Source organism: Pseudomonas sp. nanlin1 (assembly GCF_045571515.1).
In the GTDB taxonomy this organism is placed as follows: Bacteria; Pseudomonadota; Gammaproteobacteria; order Pseudomonadales; family Pseudomonadaceae; genus Aquipseudomonas.
The window spans coordinates 1,497,948-1,516,177 of the sequence record NZ_CP124218.1; the positions used below are offsets into that span (position 1 = coordinate 1,497,948).

The following is an 18,230-nucleotide window of genomic DNA, read 5'->3' on the forward strand; positions in this document are numbered from 1 at the left end:
CTACTGATCTCAAGCACGGCGCTCACTCCAAACACGCGGCCCCTGCCCGGGCCACTTGGGCGTCCTCGCTGGCTTTGACCCCGGAAACGCCAATCGCCCCAATGACCTGGCCGTCGTGGCGGATCGGTACGGCGCCTTCGAGGCAGGTCATCAGGTCAGCAGAAAGAAACGCCGTGCGCCCGCCCGCGACCATGTCCTCATACACTTTCGAATCGCGACGCCCCAGGGCCGAGGTACGCGCCTTGCCAGTGGCGATGTAGCTGGCGCTGGGGGCTGCGTTGTCCAGGCGTTCCAGCGCAAGTAAGTGGCCGCCATCGTCAACTATGGCAATCGCAACGGCCCAATGGTTTTTCAGAGCTTCGGCGCGGGCACCGGCGAGGATGCGCGTGGTTTCGGCGTGACCCAGAATGGCTTTGCTTTGCATGGCTAGGTGCTCCGGTGGAGTGAGTGGGTTCAAGGATTCAGTGCGGCGTCGACCAGTTCGATCCAATGCCGCACGGGTGTTCTACTGGCGCTGGCCAGGTGTGTCTGGCAACCGATATTGGCCGTTGCGATGATGTCCGGTCGAGCGTTTTCCAGCGCGGCCAGCTTGTTATCGCGCAGTTGCCGGGAGAGTTCGGGCTGAGTCAGCGAGTAGGTGCCGGCCGATCCACAGCAGAGGTGCGCGTCAGGGACGTCTGTCAGATGAAAGCCCAGCCGGCGCAAGATATCTTCAGCCACCCCGGCGAGTTTCTGCGCGTGCTGCAGAGTGCAGGGGCAGTGAAATGCCAGCCGTTGCTGGCCGCTTAGGCTGAGTTGCTCCAGTGGCTCGTCGCGCAGCACTTCGGCCAGGTCCTTGGCCAGGCGGCTGACCGTCGCCGCCTTGGCCGCGTAAGCCGGGTCGTGGCCCAGTAGGTGGCCGTAGTCTTTGACGAAGGCGCCGCAGCCACTGGCTGTCTGCACAATGGCGTACGCTCCGGCTTCGATGGCCGGCCACCAGGCATCGATATTGCGCCGGGCGCGGGTGAGCCCTTTACTCTGGGCATCCAAGTGATAGTCCAGCGCGCCGCAGCATCCGGCCTGGGGCGCGGCGGTGACGCTAATGGCCAGACGGTCGAGCACCCGAGCGGTGGCGGCATTGGTGTTAGGCGAGAGGCCCGGCTGTACGCAGCCTTCGAGCAGCAAGACATGGCGGGCATGCTCGCGCGTCGGCCTGGGTTTGGCCGCTATCGTCTGCTCGGGGAGTTTGTCTTTTAGATTTTGCGAGAATACCGACCGCAGTTGCCTGCCCACAGCCAGTAGGGCCTGAAAGGCGAGCGGGTGGGGCAGCACGGCACGTAGCCCGGCCCTGAGCCAGCGTTGGCTAACGGGCCGTTGCAAGGCTTCGTCGACCACCGCTCGGCCGATGTCCAGCAGGTTGTGGTAGTCCACCCCGGAAGGGCAGGTGCTTTCGCAGCTGCGGCAGCTCAGGCAGCGGTCCAGATGCAGTTGCGTGTGGGCGGTGATGGGCTGGCCTTCGAGCACCTGCTTGATCTGGTAGATGCGCCCACGCGGCCCGTCCAGTTCGTCACCGAGCAATTGATAGGTGGGGCAGGTGGCGTTGCAGAAGCCGCAATGCACGCAACTGCGCAGTATGTCTTCGGCTTCCTGGGCGCGGGGCAGGGCGCGCGCCTGTTCACTGAGGTGAGTCTGCATTCAGAACTCCGGGTACATTCGGCCAGGGTTGAAAATGCCCTGGGGGTCGAGTTGTAACTTCAGCTGTTGGTGATAGCGCAGCAGTATTGCCGCGAGCGGCTCAAATGGCTCAGAACAGGCGCCGGGCGTATGGCAGGCCGCATGGCCGCCCACTTTGCTAACAACGGTACGGATCAAGGTCGCGCTCGCGTCGCTTTTTAGCCAGCGTTGCGCGCCGGCCCAATCGATCAATTGCTCGCCTGGCAGTCCCAGTGCAGTGCAGGCATTGGGCACGGCCAGGCGCCACAGCGGGCGCGGGTCGGCAAAGAAGGCCAGGCGTCGTTCGTTGAGTTCGCTCCAGAAGCTAGAGTCCAGCGGCTCACCCCCCAGCCGTTCGCGCGCTGCCGCGACCGAGCCTTCACCACCCTCCAGGCGCAACATCAAATGCTCGCCGGCATGGCAGGCGGCGCTGATAGGCAGCGGCTGGCAACCCCATTCAGTCAGGCGTTGCAGGGCCTGGGCCGGTGCCATGGGTAGACGCAGGCTGACGCAGGCCCTGGGCCGCGGAAGTACCTTGAGCGAGACCTCGGTGATCAGCCCCAGGCAGCCGAGGCTGCCCACCAGCAGGCGCGAGACGTCGTAACCGGCGACATTTTTCATGACCTCCCCGCCAAAGCGCAGGTGTTTGCCGTGGCCGGTGATTACGCGGGTCCCCAGCACATAGTCGCGCACCGAGCCTGCCCACGGCCGGCGGGGGCCGGACAGGCCGGCGGCGACCATGCCGCCGAGGGTGGCGTCGGGGCCCAGGCTGGGAGGTTCGAATGGCAGTATTTGCCCGGCGGCTTGCACGGCGGCCTGCAATTCCCTCAGCGGCGTGCCCGCCCTGGCGCTGATCACCAGTTCGGTGGGGTCGTAGCTGACGATGCCGCGATGGCCGCGGGTATCGAACGGCCGCGCGTTTACCGGGTGGCCCAAAAAGCCTTTGCTGCCGCTGCCCTGCACGGCCAGGGGCGTGCCCTCGGCCAAGGCCTGGTTAACGGCCTCTAGCCACTGGGCGCTGGCGTCGAAGTCCTGTTCGGCCATTAGAACCGCTCCAGTTCGGGGAACGGCAATTGCCCCTGGTGGATATGCATGGCCCCGAACTCGGCGCAGCGCTGCAGCGTCGGAATATTTTTCCCAGGGTTGAGTAGGCGTTTGGGGTCGAAAGCGGCTTTTACCGCGTGGAAGAGGGTCAGTTCATCGTGGCTGAACTGAGCGCACATTTGGTTGATCTTCTCGCGGCCGACACCATGCTCACCGGTGATGCTGCCGCCCATGGCCACGCACAGCTCGAGTATCTTGCCCCCCAGCGCTTCGGCGCGCTGGAGTTCGCCCGGCTTATTGGCGTCGAACAGGATCAGCGGGTGCATATTGCCGTCGCCTGCGTGAAACACATTGGCCACCCGCAGCGCATATGCATCGGCCAGTGCCTGGATACCTTTGAGCACACCCGGTAGGGCGCGGCGCGGGATGGTGCCGTCCATGCAGTAGTAGTCTGGAGACAAGCGGCCCACGGCTGGAAACGCATTTTTGCGCCCGGCCCAGAAACGCATCCGTTCGGCTTCGTCACGCGCCAGCCGCACTTCAGTGGCCCCGGCGGCGCTAAGCACCGCGTGGACCCGTTGGCAGTCGTCATGGACATCGGCTTGCACGCCGTCCAGCTCGCACAGCAGGATCGCTTGGGCGTGCACCGGGTAACCGGCATGGATGAAATCTTCCGCCGCGCGGATCGCCAGGTTGTCCATCATCTCCAAACCGCCGGGGATGATCCCGGCGGCGATGATCTCGGCCACGGCGCGGCCGGCTTGCTCGACCGAGTCAAAACTGGCCAGCAGCACCTTTGCCACGGGTGGTTTGGGCAACAGTTTGACCGTCACTTCAGTGATGATCCCCAACATGCCTTCCGAGCCCGTGAACAACGCCAGCAGGTCAAAGCCAGGTGAGTCGAGGGCTTCGCTGCCCAGGGTCATGGGCTCGCCTTCGATCGTCAGCATGTCCACCTTGAGCACGTTGTGCACGGTCAGGCCGTATTTGAGGCAGTGCACGCCCCCCGCGTTCTCCGCCACGTTGCCACCGATGGAGCAGGCGATCTGCGAGGAAGGGTCAGGGGCGTAGTACAGGCCGTAGGGCGCGGCAGCCTGGGAAATCGCCAGGTTGCGCACCCCAGGTTGAACCCGTGCGATACGGGCCGCCGGGTCGATCTCGAGGATCTGCTTAAAGCGCGCCATGACCAGCAGTATGCCCTTATCCAACGGCAGGGCGCCGCCGGACAAACCCGTGCCGGCACCCCGGGCAACCACTGGCACGCCCCATTCATGGCACAGCTTGAGTAAAGCGGCGACCTGTTCGAGGCGCTCTGGCAGTGCCACCAACATGGGCGTGGTGCGATAAGCCGAGAGGCCGTCGCACTCATAGGGCTGTAGCTCTTCAGGCCGGTGCAGTAGGGGCAGGTCAGGCACGCGCTGGTGTAGCGCATGGAGCAGCGCCGCCCGGTCTACGCTTGGCAGCGCGCCGTCTACCCGCTCGTCGTAGAGAATATTCATGTGGCGAACCACTTGGGTCGTTATTGTTGTGACTGCATGATTGGGCTATTGCGATGCGGCTGTCCAGCTTATGTTGGGCTGGTCATACCCGTTTTTAGGCTTGGCCTCAGTCGGCCAGCGTCAAAAGCCGCCTGCGGTCAGTGGCTGGCCGATTGGGGTAAAGAGCATCGAGGTCGCTGACGGGGGCGGCCTTCAGGCTGTTCCAATGGCTCGAATAATGGATGTAACGCCGCTTCAGTAGGCGCTCCTCACTATCGCTGAGCAGTAAGTCTGCCTGGCGCCCTAGCAGGTACTGACGGATTTTACCGGCGGCACCCAGCAACTCATCGGGAAGCACCAGGGCCGGGTCTTGAGCCCGCAGGGGATTGAAAGGCACCCCTTTGCTCGAGGCCAGTTCGTGCATGGCTTGCCCATAGACGTGGGCCAACTGATGCTGAACTTCGCGGCGCCCGACCAGAGCTGCGTGCACGTGTTTACCTGACTGGTGATCGCCCCGGGCCGTGAGGTGAAAAGGGTTGGCCCAGGTTTTGATCGCCAGAGCGAAGCCATAGCGTTCCAGCGCGGGTGCAAGCTCGCGTTGTTGCTGCTGAGCCAGCTGATAGCTGGGGCTGCTTTCGTTGGCCACGTGGCGGTCTACGGTCGAGCGACAGGGCCGGCTTAGGTGCAATTCTTCGTGCCAGCAGGGGCGATAGCCCCCGCCGATATCGGCATGGGCGCCAGGTACGAGCAGGTCGGCATCGGTGGTGGGGCTCAGGGGAAAGTGATGACGGTGCTCATCGCGCGCTACGAAATGAGCGATGTGGTCGGCGATGCCGGGTGCTAGCCGCAGTTTGAGCTGGCTTTCTGCGCCGGGGGTGGCAGCGTATAGATCCATGCGAGTGGCTACCGTGTCGAACAGACCGATGAAAGCGATGCTGACACAGCGGCCAAAGCTCCAGTCGAAACCCTCGGCGAGGTGATCCGAATGGCGGCTGAGCATTGCCAGGGGGCTGCCAGGCCCCAATGCCAGTTCGTTGGCGAAGTGCCGCGCCTCGGCTGCGCCGCGGCTGAAACCGAACAGGTCGAAACGTAAATGACTGACCCGCACGCCAGTGCCCAAGGCTTCGATGTGCGCGGCGGCCCGCTCGACAGCGTGCTGGACCTTGGCTTGCATGCCGGTATTGCCTGTGCCTGTCACTTTGTCCAGCAGGGTGTCGGGGTGCCCACCCAAAGTGCCGACACCCTCTACATAGATACTTGCCACCGTGCCATGTGCATCGGTAGCCGAGCGCGGGTAGAGCTCGAAGAGTTTGGCGATGTTGCTTTTGGCGTTGGCGTAGCTGTCTTGCTGACAGGAGGGAGCAGTGGCCCGTAGGTCTGCGTTGTGCCGATTGTTACCGGTGCCGTCAAAGAATACGCCTATGCGTAAGGTATAAGGGTTATCCATGGTGACCGTCCTTGTCGACCAAGCCCTTTAGGGCGCTGGAGGTGTCGAAGGGCAATGCTAGTGAATAGGCGATGCACGGTCAGTCGGGTAACAGCCCTCGGTACCAGGGCTTTGTTCTTCAATAAGGGTGGGAAGGTTCAGACGAACCTACGAAGCCTTTTTGAGGCAATCGAGCTTGCTGAAATCAGCATGCAATTTGCCCAGGCGTTGTTCCAGGCGGGCGCGCTGTTGCTCGGTGCTGGCCTGGGCCAGTGCGACCAATAAGGTTTGCGCCGCCTGTTCGGTGCGGCCATAGGCGGCCCGGTATTCGGGAGTCCACAGGGTTTCACGCTGTTGTAGCAGTTGCGCGACGCGCGCGGGGAAGTCGGCGTTCTGGCGTTGCTGCAAAGCCGCGATCAGCAGGTTCTGCCAGTGCTCACGATTATCGGTCCATTCTCGGTTTTGCTCGCCGAGGCTACTGGACCAGGTTTGGATGCTCTGCTGTTGCGCCGCGTTGAGTGAACCCAGCCAGGGGCTCAAACGCTTCTCCATGCGTTGGGCGCGTTCCTCGATCTGCTCGGCAAGGGGCAGAGCCACATATTTTTTCCGCCGCTGCGCCAGGTCTTCGGCGAAAGCCTGTTGCATGGCGCGCACCTGGTTGTCGTCAAGCCCGCGCAATAGCTCGACCGCAGATGGGGTGACTTCTTCAGCGATCTGGCGGATCGCGACCTTGGCCTCGGCGGTTCGGGCTTGTAGCGCCGCCGTGTCCACTTGATTGCTGGCCACCATGGTTTTGATTCGGTCCAGCCAGGCAAGGTTCGCCGGTAGCTGGGTCGTGCAGTGCCAGCGCAGATGGGTTTCAAGGCGCTCATCGAACCAGCTTTTCTGCTCGCGGTTCATGTCCAGATAGTCGTTTACCGACCACGGAATTAAAACGTCGAGGTTGCGGTAGGCCAAATCGACGCGGCTACAAGCGCTGAGCACGAGCCCAGCGAGCAATAGAACAGCACAGTGGGAGAGGCGTCGGACGGACATGGGGCGTTCCCTGCGTTGGCATACGTGGTCTATACGTGGTCTATAGAGCCTAGGGTGCGCGTGCAGGTTCAGCCAGGTTGCCGTCTCGATTTCAGAACAGTGAACGCACCGCTTGCACGGTCAATACGGCTTCGCACTGGGAATTGTGCCCCGAATAGGCGCCACAGCTAGGGCCGCTGAGGTCGGAATCGGTGTAGGTCAGGTTTAGGTCCAGGCCCATGAATGAGCGCGACAGCTGCAGTGACCAGTCGTTGAAAGCTGAAACGTCGTTGCTGCCGTCAATGGAAAACGGCGTGCCCAGTTGGTGGTTGCTGACTTTGAAGCTGACGTCTATATCCAGCAACGGCAAGCCGCCGAGGTTGGCGAACAAGGTACTGTTACGGCTCTCGGGGGTGTTGCTGAACGCTGCGCCGAAGCGCGTGCCGTAAAGCCGCAGGCCGGTGTACAGCTCGTGGGTGTCGGCGGTGTCGAGGCCAGGGTAGCTGTAGTGGATCATGCCGACCTCGTAGCCGAGGGTGCTGTCGAATGAGTGTTTGAAGCCCGCGTAGGAGTCGATTTCCAAATTACTGGTGGAGGTCAGCCCCATGCTGGGTGACCACTGGCCAACGTACCAGCCGCTCTCGTGGGTGAGGTCGAGCCCGCCGTGCAGCGAACTGGCCGCCGAAGGCTTGATCAAGCCCTGAGCCATGCTGCGCGATGGGGTGGTGCCGAGTTTCAGGTCGAAGTCACCCAAATCACGTTGCAACAGCTGTGCAGAGGCAACAGGGTGAGCCATAAGGCCGGCCATCAGAACAATACTTTTTTTCAGCATTTTCGGCTCCATCGGCTGAAAGGCCCGACTTAGACGCCTGCCAGCATAACGGCGAAATGCGCCGTGGGGGCGCCATTCGTCGATTGCATGGAACATAAGTGATAGGTGAATGTGTGCGAGGTGACAGCGAGGCAGGCAGTGGGCATGTTGCCCACGGGCCCGATACCTGAAAGGAGTTACTTCTTACCGAGGCTGATGTGCTTGGACGGCGTGAACGTTTGGCCGCTAACACCCTTGGCGATCTGCTGAATCTCGCCACCGGATTTCAAGAACGCAGCGATTTGAGCATTGATCGACTCGCTGGTTTCTACCGCTGGAGCCGGCTTGGCTTTACTGGTGGATGCTTTAACGCGCATGGCTGCCACTGACCTGTCAAAAATGAATAGGGCCAGCGATTGTACAGGAAAGTCAGACTATTTGTTGGATTAATGAGGGTGTCAATAGTCAGTGCGCCCTGTAAATAGGGGCGTCGCGGGAGCAAAGTCGGGTAGAATGCGTCCCTGGAAATGAGGATTCATCAATGGCTTTGGTCGGGCGCTACAACAGTTTGCAAGTGGTTAAACATACGGATTTCGGGTTGTACCTGGACGGCGGGGCTGACGGCGAGATTCTGCTGCCCAATCGTTACATCCCCAAAGACATTCCCAGTGAAGATGAAGACTGGCTGAATGTGTTCGTTTACCTCGATAGCGAAGACAAGTTACTCGCTACCACTGAAAAGCCCAAAGTTCAGGTCGGCGAGTTTGCCAGCCTGAAGGTGGTCGAGGTCAACAGCATCGGCGTATTTCTCGACTGGGGCCTGCCCAAGGACCTCTTGCTGCCTTACTCCGAAGAAAAGCGCCAGATGAAGGCGGGTGAGTATTGCGTGGTGCATGTTTACCTCGACAAACGCAGCCGCCGTATCACCGCAACGGCGCGGCTAGACCGTTACCTCGACAAACTGCCCGCCACTTACAGCGTCGGCGAGGAAGTCGACCTGTTGGTGGCCGAAGAGACCGACATGGGTTTCAAGGCCATCATCAACAACAAGCATTGGGGCTTGATCCACAAGAACGAAGTCTTCAAGTTTTTGCGCTCGGGCAAGCAGGAAAAGGGCTTTATCAAAGAGCTGCGCAGCGACGGCAAAATCGCCTTGAGTCTGCAGCCGGTGGGCGCCCAAGCCCAGGGCAGCCTGAACGCGCGGATTCTGCAGAAACTGGCCGACAATGCCGGTGTGCTGCCGGTCAGTGACAAGAGCGACCCTCAGTTAATCAGCGAATGGTTCGGCGTGAGCAAAGGCAACTTCAAAAAGGCGATCGGCGCGCTTTATAAAGAAGGCCGAATTGTGATCCACGCTGATCGCATCGAGCTGGTTGCCACGGTCTAACTGTCCAGGCGCGCCTTCACGGCGTTGTAGAGCCGCTCATAAGGCAGCGCGCCATTTAGCGCGATGCCTTCGCCCAGGCCTTCTCCCACGCCACGCATCTCCCCACCGGGTACGCCCCGTAGGCCCAAACGTTCAGCTTGGGCCTGGTCGGCCAGGACTCTGGGCAAATAATGCCGTTTACCCAGCGCCACGGCCAGTTCCTCACGGGGTAACCCTAAGGCCTCGGCCAAGTACAGCAGTACGCTGGGTTGGCCGATATCTAGGCCCTGCTCAAAGAAAGCTTTGAAAACGCTCAGGTGGAACGCTTCGAAAACGCCACGATCACGGGCGAACTCGCTGGCCTGGAAGGCTAGCCGGCTGCGCGGCTGCACCGGTGGCAGTTGCAGCTGCATACCGCGTTCGAGTGCCAGCGGGTAGACCGCACGTTTCCAGGTCGAGCGCAGGTACTCGCCGTTCGGATCGAGGGTGTCGACCGGTTCCGGGCGCAGCTCGAAGGCATGCCAGGTAACTTTGACAGCTTCTTCGAAGTCTTCCTGCAGGCGGGCTAACAGTGGCAGTTGCAGGTAACAGAACGGGCAGACGTAGTCGCTCCAGATATGAATATCCAGTGGGCTTTTATGCGTCATGGGGCAGGCGTCTCCTCGCGTCAACGGGTCTTTTTGAATGACCGTGACGGAGTCGAAAAAATCCTTTTTTACGCGCCGGTTGCCGATGAAGCGACGCACGTGCGCCGCGGGCTACCTGTGGCGGCTAGGCTCAGGCCTGCACGAAGGTGGCGAAGCCGAGGCCGCTGGCGGTGGGGCGGACGTCCTTGAGAAAGGAGTCTTTGTCGGCGCTGAGTTCCAGGCTGAGGGTCGACTTGCGCTTGCCGGCGTTGCGCACGGTGAGGTTGTCGAGGTTCTCGCGCAGGAAGGCGGTGGTGATTTTCAGGTGCACAAGCTGATCGGTCTGCGGGTTGTGCAGCAACAGGTGTATCCATTCATATTGGCCGACCTGAATGCGGCTGACTGGGATATCGAACCACCAGATATTGCGGCGCCGGTCCAGTTCGGTGAAATGGCAGTTGTTCATGCCGAGTACCGCGCCGCCCAGCGCTTGGTTGCGGCGGGCGATGGCCTGGGGTTTATCGAGTTTCATGGTGGGTCCTGTTCAATTAGCGGCTCATTTTAAAGGCTCTGGCGCACAAGACCAGAAAATATTTGAAACTCTGCGCGCGGCCCGCCAGTCAACTCTATGTCGAGACAAATGACGCTATCTTCCCCATTGGAGAATCATCATGAGCAGCACCACCGACAAGATCAAAGGCGTAGCCAACGAAGCGGCCGGTAATGTAAAGCAGGGCGTGGGCAAAGTGACCGGCAACGAAAAACTTCAGGTTGAAGGCGCGATTCAAGAAAAGAAAGGCGAAGCCCAGCAAACCGTTGGCAAGGTTAAAGATGCTGTAAAAAAGCCATGAGATGAGGGCCAGAGCCCTCATGCATGATCCAGCGGCCATCCTATGATGGCCGCTGTGCTGTGTGCTCGACAATAAACGCGCCATCGTCAAGCGTACCGGTTTGATGTAAAACTCGCTGATTGCGACCGCCGGGCGAGAGGGTGTAAGGAGACGCTATGATCTTTCCAAATATGCAAAATTTGCCGTTTTGGCGCGTACTGGTGCGCACCGTCAAAGAATTCGTCGATGACGAAATGTCGACCTATGCCTCCGCACTGGCCTACCAGATGCTGTTCTCGCTGTTTCCTTTTCTGTTATTCCTGATCGCCTTGATCGGTTTCCTGCACTTGCCGGACTTTTTCTCCTGGCTACGCCTGCAATCGGAGCTGGTCCTGCCACCGCAGGCGCTGGAGCAGGTCAACCCGGTGATTGACCAGTTGCAACAGTCCAAAGGCGGCTTGCTGTCCATTGGTATCGTCATCGCACTGTGGACCGCCTCGGCCGGTGTACGCCTGATGATGAGCGCCATGAATGCCGCCTACGACGTAGTGGAAGGGCGGCCTGCCTGGAAGCGCATTCCGTTATCGGTGTTCTACACCATCGGTATCGCCGGCATGTTACTGGCCGCTGCCGCGTTGATGGTGACCGGGCCACAGGTGATCACCTGGCTGGCCGCGCAAATCGGCATGGAAGACTTCATCGTAACCCTGTGGACAATTCTGCGCTGGCCGCTGATCGTGATCTTGATGATGATCGCCGTGGCGGTCACTTATTACGCCATGCCGGATGTGAAACAGGATTTCCGTTTCATCACTCCAGGCTCGGTATTGGCCGTGGTGGTGTGGATCGTGGCCTCGCTGGGTTTTGGCTACTACGTAAAAACCTTTGCTGACTACAATGCGATGTACGGCAGTATCGGTGCGATCATCGTTTTGCTCCTGTACTTTTATATTTCGGCGGCGGTGCTGCTGCTGGGGGCAGAGATGAACGCGGTCATTGAACATATGTCGGCCGAGGGCAAGGACAAAGGCGCCAAAGACCCTGACCAGGCAGACCCTTCCACCACCCAAGCGCCCAAAGTGGGGCTGGGCCGCGACCACTCTGCGCCGGTCGACGCCGGGCATAACTGAGGCCAGCATGATTCGGGAAATCCTCAAAATGGGCGATGAGCGCTTACTGCGCATTGCCGAACCGGTGCCTCCCAGCATGCTGGGCTCCAGCGAACTGGCCGGGCTGATCGCCGATATGTTCGAGACCATGGAGCACGTGGGGGGCGTGGGCCTGGCGGCGCCGCAGATTGGCGTCGACCTGCAATTGGTCATCTTTGGCTTCGAGCACAGTGAGCGTTATCCCCAGGCCGAGGCAGTACCGCAAACCGTGTTGCTCAACCCCTTGATCACGCCGCTGGCTCCCTTGACCGAGGCGGGTTGGGAAGGCTGCCTGTCGGTGCCGGGGTTACGCGGCATGGTTGAGCGGTACCAGCGCATTCGCTACGAAGGGCTAGACCCCGAAGGCCACGCCATCGTGCGCGAAGCCAGCGGCTTCCATGCGCGGGTGGTGCAGCACGAGTGCGATCACCTGATTGGTCGACTGTACCCTTCGCGCATCAGTGACTTCAGCCAGTTCGGCTACACCGAAGTGCTGTTTCCCGAGCTTAAATAAGCTAAGCCTGCGGCGGGCGCCTGCAGTGCTACCAACTCCTTGGTGCGTTGATAGCGCTTGAGCCGCTCGGCCAGCGCTGGGGGCAAGGCCGTGCAGGTGGTGAACCCCAAGGGTTGATAAAACCCAATGAGGTCGGGGTGGCAGAATAGCCAAGTCGGCCCGTCACAGGTAGCTAAAGCATGGCCCAACAAGGTATGGGCAATGCCCTGGCGGCGCTGGTTTTCGGCGACCAGCAGGCCGGTCAGCCAATAGCCACCCGGCACCGGGGCGAGATTCAATGCGGCGACTATATCCCCAGCGCGGGCGACCCAGGCCTGCGCACCCGGCACGCCGCGCATGGCGCTACGCTGGTTGCGGTAAAACTTGTCGAGCAAAGGCCGCAGCGCTTCGTCGAGTCGTGCGTAGTCCATTTTCTATCCCTTGGGCCAACCGCCACCTAACGCCCGGTACAACTGTATTCGGTCAAGCCCGGCCTGGGTGGCACTGTTGACTTGGGCACTTTGGGTTTCCAGCAGGGCGCGCTGCACGTTCAACACGTTGATAAAGTCGGTCGCCCCTTGGCTGTAGCGCTCACGGGCAGAGCGCAGGGCCAGTTCGTTCTGCCGCACGGCCTCGCTGAGGGCTGCGTAGTGGCGTTGCTCGGCCGCGTAATCACTGGCGGCGTTGGCCACTTCATGCCAGGCGCCCAGTACGGTCTTGCGGTAGTCCAACGCGGCGGCCTGTTGTTGCTGTTCGCGCAATTGCAGGGTACCGCTCAATCGGCCACCCTGGAATATTGGCAAGTACAGGCTAGGCCCGAATGACCATTGCCGTGCGTTCCAGGCACCGATATCGGCGCCATCCTGCGCCTGAAACCCCGCGCTGGCGCCCAGGCTAACCCGCGGGTAAAAGTCGGCCTGGGCGGCACCGATGGCAGCCGTGGCGCGGCGCAGGGCGGCTTCGCTGCGCTGGATGTCGGGGCGCCGCTGGGCCAGCTGCGAAGGCAGGCCCAGGGGCACGTCGGCCACCACCGTGGGCAAGGGTTGTGTCGCTTCCAGCTCACTGCGTAGAGCGCCCGGGGGCAGGTCAAGCAGGTAACTCAGAGCGTTGATCAGGCGTTCGCGTTCAGCGTCCAGAGTAGGCAGACGCGCCTCGATGGTGGCGACTTGTGCAGCGGCGTTGGCCGTATCGAGCTGGGTGGTCACACCGTTGTCATAGCGGGTCTGGGTCAGGTCGCGGTTCTGTCGAGCGATGTCCAGGTTCTGCTGGGAGACCTTCCATTGCGCCTGCACGCCGCGCAGGCGTAGGTAGTTCACGGCGGTTTCGGCGCTGATGCTCAGCAGCACGCCGTCACGTTCGGCCTGGCTGATCTCCACTTGGGCGTCGGCGGCTTCCACGGCATGGCGCACGTGCCCCCATAGGTCGATCTCCCAACTGGCATCCAACGCGGCGCTCCACAACTCGTAGGGCGCTTCGCCGGCGTTGCCCGACGGGTCGTTCAGGCCGACGCCGCTGTTGCGCTGGCGTTGGTACGCGCTACGGCCGCTGAGCCCAGGCAGTTGCTCGGCAGCGCTGACCTGGCGCAATGCGCGGCTTTGCTGCAGGCGGTTAGCCGCGCTGCGTACGTCCAGGTTATTAGCCACGGCGCGCTGCACCAGTGATGTCAGCAAAGGGTCGGCGCTGCGTTGCCACCAATGCGCGTCTATGGGCGTGGCCCTGGCTTGTTGCGTGGGCTCTGACCACTGCTCGGGCAGGCCCGTGGCAGGCCGCTGCCAATGGGGGCCAACGCTGCAACCGGCCAGGCCGGCCAGCAACAAGGCCAAGGGCAATCGCTTCATCTCAATGCTCCTCGGCGGTTTCAACACTGGCGACCACCGACATGCCGACCCGCAACGCTTGCAGGTCAGGCTGGTTGGGCTCAAAGACGATTTTCACCGGGATGCGCTGCACCACCTTGGTGAAGTTGCCCGTGGCGTTGTCCGGGGCAATCGCTGAGAACGCCAGACCAGTGGCCGGGGCAACGCTGTCGACGCGGGCTTTGAAAACATGCTCGGGAAAACTGTCGACATGCACCTCGACCGCTTGTTGGGGATGCATGTGGGCCAGTTGCGTCTCGCGAAAATTCGCCACGACGAATGCTTCGTGTAAGGGCACCACGGCCAGCAGTGGTTGCCCTGGGGTGACATAGGCACCCACGCGTACCGAGCGCTGACCTACGCGTCCGGCCTGCGGGGCGACGATCCGTGTGTAGGAAACGTTCAGGTTGGCCTGGCGCAAATTGGCTTCAGCTTTGCCTAAAGTGGCGCGGGCCACCTCCAGTTGGGCACGCAGCACATCGAGGCTTTTACTCGCGGCGGCTTTGGCGGCGTTGTCACGGTCGAGCGCCGCTTGCCAGTTGAGCAGCTCGGCCTCGGCTTTTTGCCGTTCCTGCTGGGTGCCGGCCCCCGCACTGGACAGGTTACGGTAACGCTGGGCGTTGGCCTGGGCGAATTTGAGCGAGGCGGCGCTGGCGCGGGTGGTCGCGCTGGCTTGGTCGATCAGGGCGCGTTGGCGCTCCAGGGTCGCCGCCAGGTTGTGTAACTCGCCTTGGGCGGCATTGACGCTGGCGGCGGCGCTGGCTTGGTCGGCCAGGTAGTTGCTGTCGTCGAGCAGGGCGAGCAGTTGGCCCGCCTCGACAGCCTGGTTATCGCTGACCGCCACCTGGCGGATTTGCCCGGACAAACGTGCGGCCACCAGCACCGAGTCGGCCGTAATATAGGCGTCATCGGTGCTTTGCACGCTGCTGGGGCGCAGCAGTAAGTAGGCCACGTAGGCGACACAGACGACGACAGCGGCGCCGACCAGGGTAAGGGCAGTTCTATGTTTCATGTCAATACCGGGGGTTGCGGTGGATAGGCACGCGTTGGGACGGCCAGGAGTAGCAGCGCCAGCAGGCCAATGACGACCAGCAGCGCGAGAAATGCGTCACTGAAACTCAGCACGAAAGCTTGCTCGCGCACCCGCGCTGGCAAACCGGCGCTCGGCCCATCGAGCAGCGGTTGCAGGGCACCGCGGTGCGCGCCAAGGCGGTCGAGCAGCACGTTTGAATGAAAATGTTCGCGGGCCGTAATGAAATTTTCCAACACGACACCGGCGATAACCGACGCCAAACCGCGCACGGTATTGACCATCGACGAAGCGAACGGCCCCTCGAGCGGGTGGATGACGCCGGTGGCCAGCATCAACAGCGGCACCACCACCATGGGCTGGCCGACCGCGTGCAAGGCTTGCAAGGCGTAGAAGTCATCGCGAATCCATTCGCTGGTCACCAGCGAGCCGCCAAAACAGGCCAGGCCCAGCAGCGCAATGCCAATGCCAATGACATAGCGCGCGTCCACCCAGCGGCGGTTGATCAGCGCTGCCACCATGGGCGCCAGCAACAGTTGTGGCAGGCCGATGCTGAGGGCGATCGGCATGCTCTGCAGGGTGCGGTAGCCCTGCACATGGGCCAGGTGGGCTGCGGGAATGGCACTGCCGGCCAGCACCACGAACATCAACAGCACCAAGGTCAGCAGGCCATAGGTGAAATTGCGCCGGCCGAGCAATTGCAGCTTGAACAGCGGCAGCGGGTGGTACCACTCGTTGAGCAAAAACAGCGGTAAGGTAATCGCGCTGCCCAGCAATAACCAGGCGATAAGGGGTGAGTTCAGCCAGTCGAGGCGCTCGCCCTGGGTCAAGGCGATCACCAGCAAGCACACACTGCTGCAGCCCAGCAACGCGCCGCGCCAGTCGGCCTGGCGCAGACGCTCCAGGCGCAGCGGGTCCTGGGGCAAGCCGAAGGCGATAAACGCCGCGCCCAGGAGCCCCACCGGAATGATCTGCCAAAACAGCAGACGCCAGTCGGCGCCTTCTTCGCTCCACAGCGCGGCCAGCGGCATGGCCATGTTGGGGCCGAATGTGGCGGTCAGCGCATAGGCCGACAAGCCGTAGAGCTTGATGTGCCAGGGCAGGAAGCGCAGGGCGGCGGTCATCAGCAGCGGCGGCAGTGCGCCCCCCGCCAGGCCTTGCAGAACGCGCAGGGTGATCAAACTTTCCAGGTTCGGTGCCAGCGGGCATAACGCGCCGAAGCCGGCGAAGGCCAAAGTCACGACAATGGCGAAGCGCCGTAGGGAAAAAGTCACTGCCAGCCAGGGGGCGATGAGCATGGCCGACACCTCGGCGGCGCTGTACACCGAGCTGATCCAGGAGCCTTCATCGTGACCCAGGCCGAATACGCCGAGTACATCGACCAGCGCCAGGTCGGTCACACGGTCGTTGATACCCGAGCTCAGCGCTGCGAGCAGGACGCCGATCAGGCCAATAGCCAAGCGCCAGCCGAACGGCGCTGGAGCAGGAGAGGGGGAGGTGGATGACACGAAAATACCTGGGACTAAACTGATTCAAGATGTGATAATCAATACAGTGTACTGAACAGCAATACATGAGGCAATGAGCATGGCCCGCGACGAGGCAGAACGTAACGGCATTCAGGTGATCTCCCGAGCAGCGGCGATCCTTCGCTGCCTGGAAAACGAAGCGGTGGGCTTGAGCCTGGGGGCGATCGCCAAGCGCAGCGGTTTGCCGCGTTCGACGGTGCAGCGCTTGGTGGACGCCCTGGTGCTGGAACAGTTACTGGAAGTGCGTGGCGCGGGCGGCGTGTGCCTGGGGCCGGCGCTGATGCGCCTGGCTGCACGTAGCCATATCGATATCACTCAAGTGGCGCGGCCGTTTCTGGAAGATCTGTCAGCCAGAACCGGCGAAACCTCGGTACTGGTGCACGCCAGTGGGACTGACCTGATGATCCTGCAGTCGGTGATATCGCCCCAAGAGCTGCGGGTGGCCCCCAGCAGTGGCAATTTCCTCAAAGTCTTCGCCAGCTCGGGGGGTAAAGTGCTGCTCGCTTACCAAGAAGACAGCGCCGTGCGCACTTTACTGGCGAATGAGATGCGCGCGCTCACCCCCAACACACTAGGCCTCGAGCCGCTGATCGAGCAACTGGCCGAGGTGCGCCGCGACGGTTTTGCCTATGACCGCGAGGAGCATTCGCCAGGGGTTGCGGCGGTCGGGATAGGCGTGCAGACCTCCCAAGGGCATTACGCAGTGTCGACCGTTGGGCCGAGTTGGCGCATCGAAAGCAACCTGGAGGAAATACGCCAGGCGCTAATCGCGTGCCGGGACGGTCTGGTGGCGGCGTTGCGCAGTATGTAAAGCAGTCAGGCCCTTAGCCACTCTTCATTCAGCGCCTGCACCAACTGCGCCGCCGGCATGGCCCTTGCGCGGCTGGCTTGTTGGCCGGCCCAGTGGGCGGCGAATTCGCCGTTGCCGGCTTTGGCGGCGGCCGCGATCAGCTGCTTTCCGGCATCGTAGGCGATGCCAAAACCCGGCACCTCGGGGTGCCCTGGGGCGCCGACCGCTTGCATGAAACGGTTGACCAGCCCACGCGCCGGTCGCCCGGAAATCACCCGGGTCAAGGCCGTGTGCGCCGCTCGCGGGCTCGCCAGTTGCTCGCGGTACAGGGCGCTGGCCGCTGATTCCGGGCACAGCAAGAATGCCGTACCCAGTTGGCCCGCCACGGCCCCCAAGGCCAGCATAGCGGCGATATCGGCGCCGTCCATTAGGCCCCCGGCCGCGATCACTGGGATATCCAGGCCGGCGACCAACGCTTGCACCAGGGCTCGGGTGGGCAGTTGGCTGTCGGACGCCTCGGCGTCGAATACGCCGCGATGGCCGCCGGCCTCGATGCCCTGGGCAACCACATAATCGATACCCGCGGCCTGCACCCGCAGGGCTTCTTCCAGGCAGGTGGCCGAGGCGAAGAGGGTGATGCCGGCGTCCTTCAAGGCGTCGATGCGCGCCTGCGGGGGCAGGCCCAGGTGGAAGCTGACCACCGCGGGGCGCTCGTCCAGCAGCACCTGCAATTGCGCGTCATCGTGATAGAAACTGGTGTAGATATCCTCCAGGCCGCCAGGGGTGGGCGCGCCCAGTTCGGTGAAAAACGGTTCCAGGTGCTTCAACCAGGCCTGCTCGACCTCGGGGTTGGGCACCGTCGGGCGATGGCAGAACACATTGACATTGAACGGCCGCGCGGTGGCCTCGCGTACCTGGCGAATCATCGCGCGCCCGGCGTCGGCCGCCACGGCGGCAATCGAGATGGAACCCAAAGCCCCGGCATTGCTGACGGCCGCCGCCAGCGCCGGGGTGGCGGTGCCCGCCATAGGCGCTTGAATGATCGGGTAGGCGATGTTCAGGTGTTGGCAGAAGGCGGGCATGGGCTGGCTCCGGGC

The 18,230-nt window shown here is 62.2% G+C and carries 20 protein-coding genes; 5 read left to right on the forward strand and 15 right to left on the reverse strand.

Going from position 1 to position 18,230, the window contains the following annotated elements:
• Positions 1 to 22: 22 nt before the first annotated feature.
• The 8 genes from QCL65_RS06990 to QCL65_RS07025 form a co-directional block, all read right to left on the reverse strand.
• Positions 23 to 424, reverse strand: coding sequence for a heme-binding protein (locus QCL65_RS06990; protein ID WP_407315523.1), 402 nt, complete (start codon positions 422 to 424; stop codon positions 23 to 25).
• Between the two features lie 29 nt (positions 425 to 453).
• Positions 454 to 1,674 carry a glycolate oxidase subunit GlcF gene (gene glcF, locus QCL65_RS06995; protein ID WP_407315524.1) on the reverse strand — a complete coding sequence of 407 codons (1,221 nt, stop codon included), beginning with the start codon at positions 1,672 to 1,674 and terminating at the stop codon, positions 454 to 456.
• Entirely contained in the window at positions 1,675 to 2,736 is a 1,062-nt protein-coding gene (glcE, locus tag QCL65_RS07000; protein WP_407315525.1) for a glycolate oxidase subunit GlcE, read from the reverse strand. It lies immediately after the preceding gene.
• Positions 2,736 to 4,235 (reverse strand): glycolate oxidase subunit GlcD, encoded by a 1,500-nt coding sequence (gene glcD, locus QCL65_RS07005; protein WP_407315526.1) that lies wholly within the window; start codon positions 4,233 to 4,235, stop codon positions 2,736 to 2,738. The genes glcE and glcD overlap by 1 nt, the downstream gene beginning before the upstream one ends.
• A gap of 106 nt (positions 4,236 to 4,341) precedes the next feature.
• Positions 4,342 to 5,661: a T6SS phospholipase effector Tle1-like catalytic domain-containing protein gene (locus QCL65_RS07010; RefSeq protein WP_407315527.1), complete on the reverse strand. Its 1,320-nt coding sequence runs from the start codon at positions 5,659 to 5,661 to the stop codon at positions 4,342 to 4,344.
• Positions 5,662 to 5,808: 147 nt separating this feature from the next.
• Complete coding sequence (locus QCL65_RS07015; RefSeq protein WP_407315528.1) at positions 5,809 to 6,675, reverse strand: DUF6279 family lipoprotein; 867 nt, start codon at positions 6,673 to 6,675, stop codon at positions 5,809 to 5,811.
• Positions 6,676 to 6,766: 91 nt separating this feature from the next.
• Positions 6,767 to 7,486, reverse strand: coding sequence for a TorF family putative porin (locus tag QCL65_RS07020; RefSeq protein WP_407315529.1), 720 nt, complete (start codon positions 7,484 to 7,486; stop codon positions 6,767 to 6,769).
• Between the two features lie 176 nt (positions 7,487 to 7,662).
• A complete protein-coding gene (locus tag QCL65_RS07025; protein ID WP_407315530.1) occupies positions 7,663 to 7,842 on the reverse strand; it encodes a hypothetical protein in 180 nt (59 codons plus the stop codon).
• A 164-nt stretch (positions 7,843 to 8,006) separates the two neighbouring features.
• Between QCL65_RS07025 and QCL65_RS07030 the strand changes: the two genes are divergently transcribed.
• Positions 8,007 to 8,852, forward strand: a complete 846-nt coding sequence (locus QCL65_RS07030) for a S1 RNA-binding domain-containing protein (RefSeq protein WP_407315531.1) — start codon at positions 8,007 to 8,009, stop codon at positions 8,850 to 8,852.
• On the opposite strand, the gene QCL65_RS07035 is transcribed toward QCL65_RS07030, so the two are convergent.
• Both QCL65_RS07035 and QCL65_RS07040 read right to left on the reverse strand, forming a co-directional pair.
• Positions 8,849 to 9,478: a DsbA family protein gene (locus QCL65_RS07035; RefSeq protein WP_407315532.1), complete on the reverse strand. Its 630-nt coding sequence runs from the start codon at positions 9,476 to 9,478 to the stop codon at positions 8,849 to 8,851. The genes QCL65_RS07030 and QCL65_RS07035 overlap by 4 nt on opposite strands.
• 130 nt (positions 9,479 to 9,608) lie before the next feature.
• Positions 9,609 to 9,989, reverse strand: a complete 381-nt coding sequence (locus QCL65_RS07040) for a hypothetical protein (protein WP_407315533.1) — start codon at positions 9,987 to 9,989, stop codon at positions 9,609 to 9,611.
• 139 nt (positions 9,990 to 10,128) lie between these two features.
• Here QCL65_RS07040 and QCL65_RS07045 point away from each other — a divergent pair, with 139 nt between their 5' ends.
• The 3 genes from QCL65_RS07045 to def all read left to right on the forward strand — a co-directional run bounded on the left by QCL65_RS07045 (position 10,129) and on the right by def (position 11,949).
• Complete coding sequence (locus QCL65_RS07045; RefSeq protein WP_407315534.1) at positions 10,129 to 10,308, forward strand: CsbD family protein; 180 nt, start codon at positions 10,129 to 10,131, stop codon at positions 10,306 to 10,308.
• 155 nt (positions 10,309 to 10,463) lie between these two features.
• Positions 10,464 to 11,417 (forward strand): YihY/virulence factor BrkB family protein, encoded by a 954-nt coding sequence (locus tag QCL65_RS07050; protein WP_407315535.1) that lies wholly within the window; start codon positions 10,464 to 10,466, stop codon positions 11,415 to 11,417.
• Positions 11,418 to 11,424: 7 nt separating this feature from the next.
• Positions 11,425 to 11,949 (forward strand): peptide deformylase, encoded by a 525-nt coding sequence (gene def, locus QCL65_RS07055; protein ID WP_407315536.1) that lies wholly within the window; start codon positions 11,425 to 11,427, stop codon positions 11,947 to 11,949.
• Here def and QCL65_RS07060 read toward each other — a convergent pair.
• Genes QCL65_RS07060 through QCL65_RS07075 form a run of 4 tightly spaced genes read right to left on the reverse strand, consistent with a single transcriptional unit; the run spans position 11,916 to position 16,322 of the window.
• Positions 11,916 to 12,359, reverse strand: coding sequence for a GNAT family N-acetyltransferase (locus tag QCL65_RS07060; protein ID WP_407315537.1), 444 nt, complete (start codon positions 12,357 to 12,359; stop codon positions 11,916 to 11,918). The genes def and QCL65_RS07060 overlap by 34 nt on opposite strands.
• A gap of 3 nt (positions 12,360 to 12,362) precedes the next feature.
• On the reverse strand, positions 12,363 to 13,766 hold the full coding sequence (locus QCL65_RS07065; RefSeq protein ID WP_407315538.1) for an efflux transporter outer membrane subunit: 1,404 nt from the start codon (positions 13,764 to 13,766) through the stop codon (positions 12,363 to 12,365).
• Position 13,767: 1 nt separating this feature from the next.
• Positions 13,768 to 14,796, reverse strand: coding sequence for an HlyD family secretion protein (locus QCL65_RS07070; protein WP_407315539.1), 1,029 nt, complete (start codon positions 14,794 to 14,796; stop codon positions 13,768 to 13,770).
• The gene (locus QCL65_RS07075) at positions 14,793 to 16,322 is read right to left on the reverse strand and encodes an MFS transporter (protein WP_407315540.1); all 1,530 of its coding nucleotides are present in this window, start codon (positions 16,320 to 16,322) and stop codon (positions 14,793 to 14,795) included. The genes QCL65_RS07070 and QCL65_RS07075 overlap by 4 nt, the downstream gene beginning before the upstream one ends.
• 79 nt (positions 16,323 to 16,401) lie before the next feature.
• Here QCL65_RS07075 and QCL65_RS07080 point away from each other — a divergent pair, with 79 nt between their 5' ends.
• Positions 16,402 to 17,154, forward strand: a complete 753-nt coding sequence (locus tag QCL65_RS07080; protein ID WP_407315541.1) for an IclR family transcriptional regulator — start codon at positions 16,402 to 16,404, stop codon at positions 17,152 to 17,154.
• 5 nt (positions 17,155 to 17,159) lie between these two features.
• Here the strand turns inward: QCL65_RS07080 and QCL65_RS07085 are convergent, their stop codons facing one another.
• Positions 17,160 to 18,215 carry an NAD(P)H-dependent flavin oxidoreductase gene (locus QCL65_RS07085; protein WP_407315542.1) on the reverse strand — a complete coding sequence of 352 codons (1,056 nt, stop codon included), beginning with the start codon at positions 18,213 to 18,215 and terminating at the stop codon, positions 17,160 to 17,162.
• Positions 18,216 to 18,230 lie beyond the last annotated feature (15 nt).